Below are 12692 nucleotides of genomic sequence, written 5' to 3' on the forward strand. Positions count from 1 at the left end.
CTGAAAGGATCGCCCTGTCAGCGACGGCTTTCCTGGAGTCATCGCCCTGCGCCCCGACCGGGCGGGCACGACAGAAGGAGGACCTCTGATGATCCGCACCACCGCCGTACCCCGACCGATCCGCGTCGGCGCCGCCGCCGCCTCCGTTGCGGGGCTCGCCCTGCTCGCCGGGTGTGCCGGCCAGACGACGACCGGGAGCGGCACCTCGTCGCAGCCGTCGGCGGACGCCGGCAGCGGCTCGTCCTCCGGGACGTACACGGACGGCACCTACACGGCCGAGGGTTCCTACCAGACCCCCGAGACCGTTGAAACGATCAGCGTCACGCTGACGCTGGAGTCGAACGTCGTCACGGCCGTCGAGGTGACCGGCGACCCGCAGGCGCGCGAGAGCGAGCAGTATCAGAGCGAGTTCATCGGCGGCATCCAGGACGAGGTCGTCGGCAAGAATCTCGACGACCTGTCCGTCGACCGGGTGGGTGGGTCCTCCCTCACCAGCGGCGGTTTCAACGCAGCGGTCGCCGAGATCCGGACCGAAGCCGCGTCATGATCGCGGCCGGCCCGCTCGTCCACGCGTGGACGTTCGAGGCGATCGGCACCGTGTGGCGGATCGACACCGCCGAGCCCCTGGATGATGGCGTCCGTGACGAGATCGCGGACGCCATCGCCGTGTTCGACGACGAGTGGTCGCGGTTCCGTCCGGATTCGCTCGTCGCGAGGCTGGGGGAGCGCGGCGGCGTGGTCACCGCGCCCGCCGACACCTCCGCGATGCTGTCCGCTTACGACGCGCTCGACACCGCGACGCACGGCGCCGTGAACCCGCTCGTCGGCGAGAGTCTCGCCCGCCGCGGGTACGACGCGGCGTACTCGCTGATCGATCGCGGCGCCGTCGCCGCACCGCGGGACTGGCGGACGCTCGTGACCTGGTCGGATGAGACCCTTCGCGTCACCGAGCCCGCCCTGATCGACGTGGGTGCCCTCGGGAAGGGCCGCCTCGTCGATCTCGTCCTGGCGCGTGTGCCCGCGGGTCCTGCCGTCGTGGACGCCGGCGGTGACATCGCGGTGCGCGGCATCACCCAGCGGATCGCCCTGGAGCACCCCTACGACACGTCCCGCGCCATCGGGGTCTGGCGGGTGACGGATGCCGCGCTCTGCGCCTCCGCCGTCAACCGGCGCGCGTGGGGCGATGGTCTCCACCACGTCCTCGACGCCCGCACCGGTGAGCCGGTACGCCGATACGCGGCGACGTGGGCGGTGGCGCCCGACGCCATGACCGCGGATGCGGTCGCGACCGCGTTGTTCTTCGACGGCGGCCCGCAGTTGGCAGCAGAATGGGGAGTCGCCTGGGTGCGCATGCGCACCGACGGCTCCGTCGAATGGTCCCCTCGATGCGAAGCGGAGTTGTTCTCGTGATCTCGTCCCTCAGTGCCGCCTGGAGCCGGGCATTCGGCGTCCTCGGCCGGCTGTCGATGTACCGCCTCGTGCTCTTCGCGCTCTCGGCTCTGGCCCTGATCACCCTCGCCCTCTCACTGGGTGGCGGGGTCTCGGTCTCGCCCGTGGAGTTCCTCGCCACGCTCGCCGTCCTGGTCGCCTCGATCGCCCTCGTCGACGCGGTCGCCCAGCGGATCGTCCGGCGACCCTGGCGGATCGAATCGGCGCTCATCACCGCGCTGATCCTCGTGTTCGTCCTGCGTCCGACGCTGGAGCCCGTCACCCTCATCGGCGTCGCCGTCGCGGGCGCGCTCGCTTCGGCATCCAAGTACGTCCTCGCCTGGCAGGGCCGGCACATCTTCAACCCCGCGGCCGTGGGGGCGACGGCCCTCACGATCATCAGCATCTGGGCGCCGGATCTCGGGGCGGCGGCGTGGTGGGTCGGCACACCGATCCTGGCGCTGCCGGTCCTGCTCCTCGGGCTCGTCGTCCTCGTGCGCACCGAGAAGGTGCGTGTCGTGGTCCTCTTCCTCGTGGTCGCGATCGCGGTCGCGCTGCTGCGCACTGTCGTGCAGGCGCAGTCGGCCGGATTCGCCCTCGACCCGGGGATGACGTTCTCCGCTGTCGTCCTCTCGTCGCCGTTCCTGTTCCTCGGCGCGTTCATGCTCTCCGAGCCGCTCACCCTGCCGCCCCGCCGCTGGCAGCAGTTCATCGTGGCCGCCGTCGTCGGGGTGCTGGCGGGATGGCCGATCTCCCTCGGTGAGATCACCCTCGGTCAGGAGCGTGCGCTGCTCGTCGGAAACCTCGTCGCGTTCGTCTTCGCGATGCGCAGCGCCGTGCGGCTGACGATCGTCGAGCGGACCCCGCTGACACCGAGCGTCCGCGAGTACAGCTTCCGGGCGGAGCGTCCCGTGCGTTTCGCGCCCGGGCAGTATCTCGAGCTCGAGGTGCCCCACGCGCGTCCCGACTCCCGGGGGACGCGCCGGGAGTTCAGCATCCTCTCCTCTCCCGCGGAGCTGCCGGTGGTCAAGATCGCGATGCGGGAGGGATCGCAGTCGAGCTACAAGAAGGCGCTCGCGACGGTCGAACCCGGCGATGAGCTCGCGATCACCGGCATCTGGGGGGACTTCGTCCTTCCGCGCCGCGCTGATGCGCCCGTGCTGATGGTGGCCGCAGGGATCGGAGTGACGCCGTTCGTCTCGCACCTGCGTCATCTGCGGCTCACGCAGGAGCGCCGAGACGTCGTCTTCGTCTACGTCGCGTCGGGCAGCGAGGAGCTCGCGTTCCGCGACGACCTCGAGGCTGCCGGCATCCCCGTCATCGTCGTGACCCGCGACGAGCCCGCCGACCTCCCGGCCGGCTGGACGTGGGCGGGCGGGGCCCGACTCGACGCCGACGGTCTGCTGCGTCTGGTCCCCGACATCGCCCGCCGTCACGCCTACGTGTCGGGGCCGCCCGCACTGATCGCGACCCTCACCCCCGCCCTCGAGCGGGCGAAGTCGATCACGACCGACGCGTTCAGCGGTTACTGAGCAGGGGAGTCGGGGCGGGCGGGCATCCGCACCTCGAAGGTCGTCGAGCCGGGTTCGGAGGTCACGGCGATGCGCCCACCGTGGCCGTCGACGATCGCCTTCACGATCGACAGGCCGAGGCCCGTACCTCCCGTCTGCCGGGCCCGGGACGAGTCCGCTCGACTGAACCGTTCGAACAGCTCGTCGACGACGGAGGGATCGATGCCGGGCCCGTCGTCGTGGATGCGGAGCACCGCGTCGCCCGAATCGATCGCGACCGTCGCGGTCACGCGCGTGCCGGCGGGGGTGTGCACGCGGGCGTTGGCGAGCAGATTCGCCGCGACCTGGTGCAGCCTGCCGGTGTCGCCGGCGACGATCACGGGCTCGTCGGGGACGTCGAGCACCCAGTCGTGGTCCGTTCCGGCGACGCGCGCATCCGAGACGGCCTCCACGGCGAGGCGGGTGAGGTCGACGGCGCTGTAGACGAGCTCGGTCCCCTCATCCAGCCGCGCAAGGAGGAGGAGATCCTCGACGAGGGCGGTCATCCGCAGGGACTGCGCTTGGATGCGTTCGAGGGACTCGCGTGTGGTCTCGGCGACCACGCCGACCGCCGCCGCGCCGGACGCCTCGGCGTGACGGATGCCGCGCAGCGAAAGCTCGGAGTATCCGCGGATGGATGCGAGCGGGGTGCGCAGCTCGTGGCTCGCATCGGCGACGAACGCGCGCATCCGCTCCTCGTTGCGCTGTCGCGCGGCGAGGGAGGTCTCGACGTGATCGAGCAGGGTGTTCAGCGCGTGCCCTACCTGGCCCACCTCGGTGTGGGTGTCGGTGTCTTCTTCCGGGACGCGCTCGGTGATCGTGACGGCGCCCTCCGCCAGCGGTTGCGCCGCGACGCGGGATGCCGTGGACGCGACCGACCGGAGCGGGGCGAGGGCGCTGCGAATGAGGAGCGCGATGACCGCAGCGAGCACGAGGAGGCCGCCGGTGGTCAGCAGGGCGACGGTGGTGACGATCCGCGCGCTCACACTCGTGACCTCGGAGGTGGGAAGGCCGATGATGCTCGAATACGGCCCGACGCGCAGACGGTAGTCGCCGAGGCCCGCGATCGTCGCATCGGCCCAGTTGTCGCCGTCGGGCGCGCTGACCTGGATCTTGCGGGTGTCGAGGGTGCGCACGTCGCCGTCGGCGTCGACGTAGGCCGCCGTGGGGCCGGCGAGGTTGTTGACGACGAGAAGGGTGCCGCGCTCCTGCCGGCTGGCACCGAGGATCTGGTCCGCGCGGTGGTTGTAGTCGAGGGCGATCGAGTCCTGCACCTGGGTGACCTTCGCGTCGAGGTTCTCGCGGAGGATCGACTCGAGGACCGTCCCGGTGCCGAGGCCCACCGTGATGAGGATCACCGACACGAAGGAGACGACCGCCGTGATCAGGCGCGCCTGCAGGCTCCAGCGGTGCCGTCGATGCCGCGGAGTCGTACTCACTGGCTCGCTTTGATCATGTAGCCGACGCCGCGGACGGTGTGGATGAGCGGCTCCTTACCGGCATCGATCTTCTTGCGCAGGTACGATATGTAGAGCTCGACAACGCTCGAGCGACCGCCGAAGTCGTAATTCCAGACCCGATCGAGGATCTGCGCCTTCGACAGCACGCGTCGCTGATTGCGCATCAGGTAGCGCAGCAGCTCGAATTCGGTCGCCGTGAGCTCGACCTCGTCGTCGCCGCGGAACACCTCGTGCGAATCCTCGTTGAGGGTGAGGTCGCCGACCCGGAGGATCGGGTCCGCGGCGCCGGCGGATGCCCCGGCTCGACGCATCAGCCCGCGCAGACGCGCCACGACCTCTTCGAGACTGAACGGCTTCGTGACGTAGTCGTCGCCGCCGGCGGTGAGCCCCGCGACGCGGTCGCTCACCGAGTCCTTCGCGGTGAGGAAGAGGACGGGGACGTCGTCGCCTCCCTGACGCAGTCGCTGGAGGACGGACATCCCGTCGAGGTCCGGCATCATGATGTCGAGGACCATCGCGTCGGGGGCGAACTCGCGGGCCGCGGCCAGGGCATCGAAGCCCGACGCGGCGGTGCGCACCTCCCAGCCCTCCATCCGCAGGGCCATCGAGAGCAGGTCGGTCAGCATCTGCTCGTCGTCGACGACGAGGACGCGCAGGGGGGAGCCGTCGGGGCGCTGGAGGAGGGGGGCAGGCATGGTCATGTCTCCATTCTCATGACCTTCCTATGACCGCGCTATGCTCCGGCTTCGGTCATGCTCGGTATTCCTGTTGTCGCCGCGGATGCGGCGGCGACAGCAGGAACGCGAGCAGCAGCATGAGGCACATCCCGATGACGGACCCCAGTGTGTTCGCGATGACGTCGCGGAGGTCGGCGACACGGGTGTCGATCAGGACTGCCTGCAGGGTCTCGATCGCCGCGCTCGCCAGGGCGCCCAGGAGCGGAGCCGTCCACCAGCCGCGCACGCCGAACCACAGCACCGCGATGACGCCGAGAGGGACGAACATCGCGACGTTCGCACCGAACTCGACCCGGTCGAAGGTGATCCAGGCCGTGGACGGGCGCTGCGCGAACCACTCGAGCAGCCGGTCCAGGCCCGAGGCGATGTCAGAACCGTACGGCGCCGCGCGCAGCGTCATCCATCCCACCATCCACGCGTAGAGCGCGGTCATGATCGCCAGCACGATGCGCGCGGCGGCACGGTGGACGCGCAGCGCGGTGTCGCTGCGGCTCAGTGGGTGTCCTCCGCCTCGACCTCGGTGCGGTCGCCGGACCACAGGGTGTGGAAGGTGCCGTCCTTGTCGATGCGCTTGTAGGTGTGGGCGCCGAAGAAGTCGCGCTGGCCCTGGATGAGGGCGGCGGGGAGGCGGTCGGCGCGCAGTCCGTCGTAGTACGCCAGCGACGAACCGAAGGCCGGCGAGGGGATGCCGGCGGCGGAGGAGATCCGGACGACTTCGCGCCAGGCGTCCTGCGTGCGACCGAGGGCCTCGACGAAGTAGGGGGCGGTGAGCAGGACGGGGAGGTCCGCCTCGGCGTCGTAGGCGTCGGCGATGCGGTTGAGGAACTGGGCGCGGATGATGCAGCCGCCGCGCCAGATCTTGCTGACGGCGCCGAGGTCGATGTTCCAGTCGTACTGGGCGGCGCCGGCGCGGATCTCGTCGAAGCCCTGGCTGTAGGCGACGATCTTCGACGCGTAGAGGGCGAGGCGCACCTGCTCGATGAAGGCATCGGCGTCCTCAACGGTGAAGTCCTCGGGGGAGGGGCCGGGGAGTCCGCCTGCAACGTCGCGCTGCTCGCGGTGGCTGGACAGCGACCGGGCGAAGGTGGCCTCGGCGATGCCGGAGACGGGCACGCCCAGGTCGAGGGCGGTCTGCACGGTCCAGGCGCCGGTGCCCTTGGCGCCGGCCTGGTCGACGATGACGTCGACGAGCGGCTTGCCGGTGGCGGCATCCGTCTGGCGGAGAACCTCGGCGGTGATCTCGATGAGGTACGACTCCAGCTCGCCCTTGTTCCACTCGGCGAAGATGTCCGCGATCTCCGCGGGGGACTTGCCGGTGCCGCGGCGGATGAGATCGTAGGCCTCGGCGATGAGCTGCATGTCGGCGTACTCGATGCCGTTGTGCACCATCTTCACGAAGTGTCCGGCACCGTCGTGACCGATGTGCGTCACGCACGGCTCGCCCTCGGCGACCGCCGCGATGGACTTCAGGATCGGGCCGAGGGTGACCCATGCCTCGTCGGGACCGCCGGGCATGAGTGACGGGCCGTTCAGCGCGCCCTCCTCGCCGCCCGAGACACCCATGCCGACGAAGTTGTATCCGGCCTCCGAGACGGCCTTCTCGCGGCGGATCGTGTCGGTGAACAGGCTGTTGCCACCGTCGATGATGATGTCGCCCGGCTCGAACACGCGCATGAGCTCGTCGATGACGGCATCCGTCGGCTTTCCGGCCTTGACCATGATGATCGCGGTGCGCGGCTTCTGCAGCGACGCGGCGAACTCCTCATAGGTGAAGGCGGGGACGAACTCGGCCTCGGGGTGCGCCTCGAGCAGCTCGTCGGTCTTCGACCGCGACCGGTTGAAGACGGCGACCGTGTTGCCCTCACGCGAGGCGAGGTTGCGGGCCAGGTTCGAGCCCATCACCGCGAGACCGACGACACCGATGTTGGCCGGACCCTCCGTCGCCCCCGTGGATGCAGCCTCGGGGTGGGTGGGACGGTCCACCTCTTCGGGCTGGGGCGCCCCCTCGTGCTGCTGCGTCGCCTCGTGCGGAGCCTGGTCCTGATCCGTCGAGGGGCCGGTGGGAGAGGGGGTCGACGACATACGGGGCTCCAGGTCTACGTGAGGTGTGAGCGGGGTGGGGTGGGTGCCGAGACCGGCGGGATCCTCCGGTCACTGTAATCGCTGGACCGGAGGGGGCGATCGCGTGTGACGCGTCAGTCCTTATAGCCGCGACCCATCGAGTAGAAGGCACCGACGACGCAGACGGCGGTCGCGGCACTCAGAGCTCCGACGAACCAGAGCAGTGCGTGCGACATCCATCCGTAGTCCATGGGTCCTCCGTGTCTCGGGGGTGAGGGGCTGAGATTCCATCGTATCCGTCGCGCTGATAGACTCGTCCCGAACTTCGGCGAGGGATGCAGCGCATCCGTGATCGACGCGGTGAAGCAGGCTTCGCGGCTTTCCTCACGCGCACGCGTTCGAGTCGAACCACAGACCACGTCTGGGCCGCATCGGCCCCGACTATTGACGAGGCCGCACCGGCCCCGCACGACTGGGCCGTGATGGCCCGCAAGGAGAACACTCATGTCGACTGAGACCGACACCAAGGTCGTCGCCGAGCTGCGCGAGCAGTTCGGCAAGGGCTTCGCCCGCCGTCTGCGCGCCGCCGGCAAGATCCCCGCGGTCATCTACGGCCACGGCACCGATCCCGTGCACGTCGCGCTGCCTGGTCACCAGGTCTCGCTGCTCATCCGCCGCGCCAACGCGCTGCTCGAGCTCGAGATCGCCGGCAAGCAGCAGCTGACGCTGGTCAAGGATGTCCAGAAGGACCCCGTGCACCAGGTCATCGAGCACATCGACCTCCTCGTCGTGAAGAAGGGCGAGAAGATCCAGGTCGACGTCCCCGTCTCGGTCATCGGCGAGCCGTTCCCCGGCACGATCGCGAACCTCGAGAACACCACCGTGACGCTCGAGGTCGAAGCGACCCACATCCCGCAGAACGTCGAGGTCTCGGTCGAGGGTCTCGAGGACGGCACGCACATCACGGCCGGCGAGCTGACCCTGCCCCGCGGCGCCACGCTCGTGACCGAGGCCGACACCCTCGTCATCGGTGTCGCACTGCCGCCGGCCCCGGTCGAGGACGAGGCGGAGGAGTCCGAGGAGGGCGCCGACGCCGAGGCCGAGGGTGGCGAGGCACCCGCTGCCGAGGAATCCGCCGAGTAAGACGTACACGATCGAAGCCCGTCGCCGCTGTCGCTGCGACGGGCTTCGTCGTCGGAAGGGACGGTCATGGCCGACACCTGGTTGATCGTGGGGCTCGGGAACCCGGGGCCGCGCTACGAGGCGACGCGACACAACGTCGGGCAGATGGTGATCGACGAGCTCGCGCGGCGCCGCTCGGAGTCGTTGCGCGCGCACAAGGCGAACGCGCGGGTGGCCGAGACCTGGCTGCGCCCCGGCGCGGCGAAGCTCGTGCTCGCCAAGCCGAACTCGTTCATGAACGTCTCGGGCGGTCCGGTGTCGGCATTGGCCCAGTTCTACTCGGTCCCGGCGGAGCGGGTCGTGATCGTCCACGACGAGCTCGACATCCCGTTCGACTCCCTCAAGCTCAAGGTCGGCGGCGGGCACGGCGGGCACAACGGCGTCCGCGACGTCGCGAAGGCGCTCGGCACGCCGGACTTCCCGCGCGTGCGTGTGGGCATCGGCCGTCCGCCGGGGCGCCAGGACCCCGCCGACTGGGTGCTCGATCCGTTCGGCGCGGCAGAGCGGCCGAACCTGCCGATCGCGATCGCGGACGCGGCGGATGCCGTGGAGCAGCTCGTCGACGAGGGGCTGCTCGCCGCACAGCAGCGCCACCACGCTCCGCGGGCCTGAGCGCCACCACGCACCGGGCGGCGCCGGTGTCCGAGGCGCCGCGTAGACTTCCCCGGTGACAATTCCCGGGATCGTGCGCGCCCTCGAACAGGCTGACAGCTTCCGGGAGGCCCTCGACGGCGCCGGCTCGGACGTCGACTTCTCGGCGGTGACCGGGCTCGACGCCCCGCTGCTCGCCGGACTCCTCGAACGACGCGCCGCGTCGGGGCGGCCTCCCGTGCTGCTGCTCGTCGCGTCCACCGGCCGCCGGGCCGAGAGCGTCGGTGCGGCGCTGCAGTGCCTGCTCCCCGACGCCGTCGTGCGACACCTGCCGGCGTGGGAGACCCTGCCGCACGAACGTCTCAGCCCCAGTGCCGAGACCGTCGGGCGGCGCCTCAGCGTGCTCCGCGAGGCCGCCGACTGGGACGGTCGCACGCCCCTCGTGGTCACGGCATCCGTCCGCGGCGCCCTGCAGCCCATCGCGGCGGGACTGACGGATGCCGGTGTCGTCCGCCTCGAGCTCGGCACGCGCGGGCAGGAGCTCGATGACGTCGTCCGTCGCCTCGTCGACCTCGCCTACCACCGCGTGGACATGGTGTCGCGCCGGGGCGAGTTCGCCGTCCGCGGCGGCATCCTCGACGTCTTCCCGCCGGTCGCGGACCACCCCTACCGGGTGGACTTCTTCGGCGACGAGGTCGATCAGATCCGGGCCTTCTCGGTCGCCGACCAGCGCTCGCTCCCCGGCGAGGTCCGCGACGTGACCCTCCTTCCGAGCCGCGAACTCCTCCTGACGGACGCGGTCCGCGAGCGCGCCGCCGCCCTGCGCGACCGGATGCCGGGGCTCGGCACGATGCTCGAGAAGATGAGTCAGGGCATCCCCGTCGAGGGCATGGAGTCGCTCCTGCCCGCGGTGGCGGATTCCGTTCTGCCGCTCGTCGAGTACCTTCCCGAGGGCGCGGCGGTCGCCGTCGTCGACCCCGAGCGCGCCGTCACGCGCGCGATGACCCTCGCCGAGACGAACCGCGAGTTCCTCGAGGCTGCGTGGAGCGCCGCGACCGCGGGCGCCGAGAGCCCCGTCGATCTCGGTGCGGGCGACTTCCTCACGCTCCCCGAGCTGCGCGAGGCCGCGTCGTCCCGTCAGGGCGTCTGGTGGACGCTCAGCACGTTCGACTCCGGCGCGTCGGATGCGGCCGACGAGGGTCTGATCGACCGCGCCGGGGCCACCGTCCGGCTGCCCGCCGCCGCGGTCCCGTCGTTCCAGGGCAACGTCGACGGCGCGACCGCGCACATCGCGGGGCTGTTGGGCGAGGGCTGGCGCGTCGTGGTCGCGGCATCCGGTTCGGGTCTGGTCGACCGCTCGCGCGACGTCCTCGCCGAGCATGGGCTCGCCGCACGCGCGGCCGATGCCGTCACCGAGGTCCCCGACGCGGGGATCGCGGTGGCGACCGTCGCGACCCTCGAGGCGGGGTTCCTGTTCGCCGACGCCAGACTCGCCGTGCTCACCGAGAGCGACTTCTACGGGCGGACGATCGGCGCCGACTCGCGCGTGGTGAAGAAGCTCGCATCGCGCCGGCGCAACGTGGTGGATCCGCTGCAGCTCAAGCCCGGCGATCACGTGGTCCACTCGACCCACGGCATCGGCCGCTTCGTGGAGCTCGTCCAGCGCGAGGTGTCCTCGGGCGGTCGGAACGCGGTCAAGAGCAAGCGCGAGTACCTCGTCCTCGAGTACGCGCCGTCCAAGCGCGGCCACCCGGGCGACAAGCTCTTCGTGCCGACCGACCAGCTCGACCTGCTCTCGCGGTACGTCGGCGGCGAGGCGCCGCAGCTGTCGAAGATGGGCGGCTCGGACTGGGCTGCGGCCAAGGGCAAGGCGCGCCGGGCCGTCCGCGACATCGCCGTCGAGCTCGTCAAGCTGTACTCGGCGCGGATGGCGTCCAAAGGGTACGCGTTCGGCCCGGACACGCCGTGGCAGCGCGAGCTCGAAGAGGCGTTCCCGTTCGCCGAGACCCCCGATCAGCTGCAGACGATCGACGAGATCAAAGCCGACATGGAGAAGCCGATCCCGATGGATCGCCTGCTCTCGGGCGACGTCGGCTTCGGCAAGACCGAGGTCGCCGTCCGGGCCGCCTTCAAGGCTATTCAAGAGGGCAAGCAGGTCGCGATGCTCGTGCCGACGACCCTGCTCGCCAAGCAGCACCTCGAGACGTTCACGGAGCGGTTCGCGGGCTTCCCCGTCAAGGTCCGGCCGCTGTCGCGGTTCCAGAGCGCGAAGGAGGCCAAGGACACGGTCGCGGGCCTGGCCGACGGCACGGTCGACATGGTGATCGGCACGCACCGCATCCTCACCGAGAAGGTCGTCTTCAAGGACCTCGGCCTCATGATCATCGATGAGGAACAGCGATTCGGCGTCGAGCACAAGGACTCGCTGAAGAAGCTGAAGACCAACGTCGACATCCTCGCGATGAGCGCGACGCCCATCCCGCGCACGCTCGAGATGGCCGTCACCGGCATCCGCGAGATGTCGACCCTGGCGACCCCTCCCGAGGAGCGGCATCCGATCCTCACCTACGTCGGACCCCGCAGCGACAAGCAGATCGCCGCCGCCATCCGGCGCGAACTGCTGCGCGAGGGTCAGGTCTTCTTCGTCCACAACCGGGTCTCGTCCATCCAGCGGGTCGCCGCGCAACTCGCCGAACTCGTCCCCGAGGCGCGCATCGTCGTCGCCCACGGTCAGATGGGCGAGCACGCCCTCGAGCAGGTCGTCGACGACTTCTGGGAGCGTCGCGCCGACGTCCTCGTCTCGACGACGATCATCGAGACCGGCCTCGACATCGCCAACGCGAACACGATCATCATCGACCGCGCCGACAAGTACGGTCTGTCGCAGCTGCACCAGCTGCGCGGTCGTGTCGGACGCGCCCGCGAGCGCGCCTACGCGTACTTCCTCTATGACGAGAACAAGCCGCTCAGCGAGACGGCGGCCGACCGTCTCGAGACGATCGCCGTCAACAACGACCTCGGGTCGGGCATGCAGGTCGCGCTCAAGGACCTCGAGATCCGCGGGGCTGGCAACCTCCTGGGCGCCGAGCAGGCGGGGCACATCGCCGGAGTCGGGTTCGACCTGTACCTCCGCATGATCGGCGAGGCGGTCGCGACCTTCCGCGGCGAGGACACCGAAGGCCCCACCGAGCTGCGCCTCGAGCTCCCGGTGCAGGCACGCATCCCGGAGTCGTACATCGACAGCGAGCGGCTGCGTCTCGAGGCCTATCAGAAGCTCTCGGCGGCGGCATCCGTCACCGCGGCGGAGGACGCCATCGACCTCGTCCGGGAGGAGCTCACCGACCGCTACGGCGCGCCGCCGGCCGAGGTCGAGGGGCTCATCTCGATCGCACGGTTGCGTCGCCGGGCGGCGCAGTCGGGACTGTCGGACGTCGTCGCCATGGGACCGAACCTCCGGATCGCCCCCGCGCACATCCCGGATTCGATCCGCGTGCGTCTGCAGCGGCTGCATCCCAAGGCCAAGGTCGTCTCGGGCGGCGAGGCGATGGTGGTCCCGCTCCCGACCGCGGGGGGCGAGCCCCTCGCCGACGCGGACCTCATCGCGTGGACCGCGCAGCTGCTCGACCAGATCTTCCCGCTCCCTGTGCCGGCGACCGAGGCCGCCGACGCCTGAGACGACACGT

10 protein-coding genes are annotated in these 12692 nt (G+C 70.4%); 6 read left to right on the forward strand and 4 right to left on the reverse strand.

What is annotated here, in order from left to right; all coding sequences use genetic code 11:
- Positions 1–88: 88 nt before the first annotated feature.
- From ACIGEP_RS03220 to ACIGEP_RS03230, 3 genes are read left to right on the forward strand one after another with little or no spacing between them, the layout of a single operon-like run.
- Positions 89–547, forward strand: coding sequence for a hypothetical protein (locus tag ACIGEP_RS03220; RefSeq protein WP_396660188.1), 459 nt, complete (start codon positions 89–91; stop codon positions 545–547).
- Complete coding sequence (locus ACIGEP_RS03225; RefSeq protein ID WP_396660189.1) at positions 544–1410, forward strand: FAD:protein FMN transferase; 867 nt, start codon at positions 544–546, stop codon at positions 1408–1410. Before ACIGEP_RS03220 ends, ACIGEP_RS03225 begins: the two co-directional genes overlap by 4 nt.
- Positions 1407–2960: an FAD-dependent oxidoreductase gene (locus ACIGEP_RS03230; RefSeq protein ID WP_396660190.1), complete on the forward strand. Its 1554-nt coding sequence runs from the start codon at positions 1407–1409 to the stop codon at positions 2958–2960. The genes ACIGEP_RS03225 and ACIGEP_RS03230 overlap by 4 nt, the downstream gene beginning before the upstream one ends.
- On the opposite strand, the gene ACIGEP_RS03235 is transcribed toward ACIGEP_RS03230, so the two are convergent.
- From ACIGEP_RS03235 to gndA, 4 genes are read right to left on the reverse strand one after another with little or no spacing between them, the layout of a single operon-like run.
- Positions 2954–4417, reverse strand: a complete 1464-nt coding sequence (locus ACIGEP_RS03235) for a sensor histidine kinase (protein WP_396660191.1) — start codon at positions 4415–4417, stop codon at positions 2954–2956. The two genes, ACIGEP_RS03230 and ACIGEP_RS03235, sit on opposite strands and share 7 nt — an antisense overlap.
- Positions 4414–5139 (reverse strand): response regulator transcription factor, encoded by a 726-nt coding sequence (locus ACIGEP_RS03240; RefSeq protein ID WP_396660192.1) that lies wholly within the window; start codon positions 5137–5139, stop codon positions 4414–4416. Before ACIGEP_RS03240 ends, ACIGEP_RS03235 begins: the two co-directional genes overlap by 4 nt.
- Before the next feature lie 49 nt (positions 5140–5188).
- On the reverse strand, positions 5189–5608 hold the full coding sequence (locus tag ACIGEP_RS03245) for a VanZ family protein (RefSeq protein ID WP_396660193.1): 420 nt from the start codon (positions 5606–5608) through the stop codon (positions 5189–5191).
- A 59-nt stretch (positions 5609–5667) separates the two neighbouring features.
- Positions 5668–7257 carry an NADP-dependent phosphogluconate dehydrogenase gene (gene gndA / locus ACIGEP_RS03250; RefSeq protein ID WP_396660194.1) on the reverse strand — a complete coding sequence of 530 codons (1590 nt, stop codon included), beginning with the start codon at positions 7255–7257 and terminating at the stop codon, positions 5668–5670.
- Positions 7258–7740: 483 nt separating this feature from the next.
- Here gndA and ACIGEP_RS03255 point away from each other — a divergent pair, with 483 nt between their 5' ends.
- From ACIGEP_RS03255 to mfd, 3 genes are all read left to right on the forward strand, one after another.
- Entirely contained in the window at positions 7741–8379 is a 639-nt protein-coding gene (locus ACIGEP_RS03255; RefSeq protein WP_396660195.1) for a 50S ribosomal protein L25/general stress protein Ctc, read from the forward strand.
- Positions 8380–8445: 66 nt separating this feature from the next.
- Positions 8446–9030 carry an aminoacyl-tRNA hydrolase gene (gene pth, locus ACIGEP_RS03260; RefSeq protein ID WP_396660196.1) on the forward strand — a complete coding sequence of 195 codons (585 nt, stop codon included), beginning with the start codon at positions 8446–8448 and terminating at the stop codon, positions 9028–9030.
- A gap of 55 nt (positions 9031–9085) precedes the next feature.
- Positions 9086–12682 carry a transcription-repair coupling factor gene (gene mfd, locus ACIGEP_RS03265; RefSeq protein ID WP_396660197.1) on the forward strand — a complete coding sequence of 1199 codons (3597 nt, stop codon included), beginning with the start codon at positions 9086–9088 and terminating at the stop codon, positions 12680–12682.
- The last annotated feature ends 10 nt before the right edge of the window (positions 12683–12692 follow it).

The sequence above is a fragment of the Microbacterium sp. NPDC077663 genome (assembly GCF_044542795.1).
Lineage (GTDB): Bacteria > Actinomycetota > Actinomycetes > Actinomycetales > Microbacteriaceae > Microbacterium.

Coding starts and splice junctions, on each gene's coding strand:
- ACIGEP_RS03225 (WP_396660189.1), top strand. CDS start 544: ATGATCGCGGCCGGCCCGCTCGTCCACGCGTGGACGTTCGAGGCGATC.
- pth (WP_396660196.1), top strand. CDS start 8,446: ATGGCCGACACCTGGTTGATCGTGGGGCTCGGGAACCCGGGGCCGCGC.
- ACIGEP_RS03255 (WP_396660195.1), top strand. CDS start 7,741: ATGTCGACTGAGACCGACACCAAGGTCGTCGCCGAGCTGCGCGAGCAG.
- ACIGEP_RS03240 (WP_396660192.1), bottom strand. CDS start 5,139: ATGACCATGCCTGCCCCCCTCCTCCAGCGCCCCGACGGCTCCCCCCTG.
- ACIGEP_RS03245 (WP_396660193.1), bottom strand. CDS start 5,608: ATGACCGCGCTCTACGCGTGGATGGTGGGATGGATGACGCTGCGCGCG.
- ACIGEP_RS03220 (WP_396660188.1), top strand. CDS start 89: ATGATCCGCACCACCGCCGTACCCCGACCGATCCGCGTCGGCGCCGCC.
- gndA (WP_396660194.1), bottom strand. CDS start 7,257: ATGTCGTCGACCCCCTCTCCCACCGGCCCCTCGACGGATCAGGACCAG.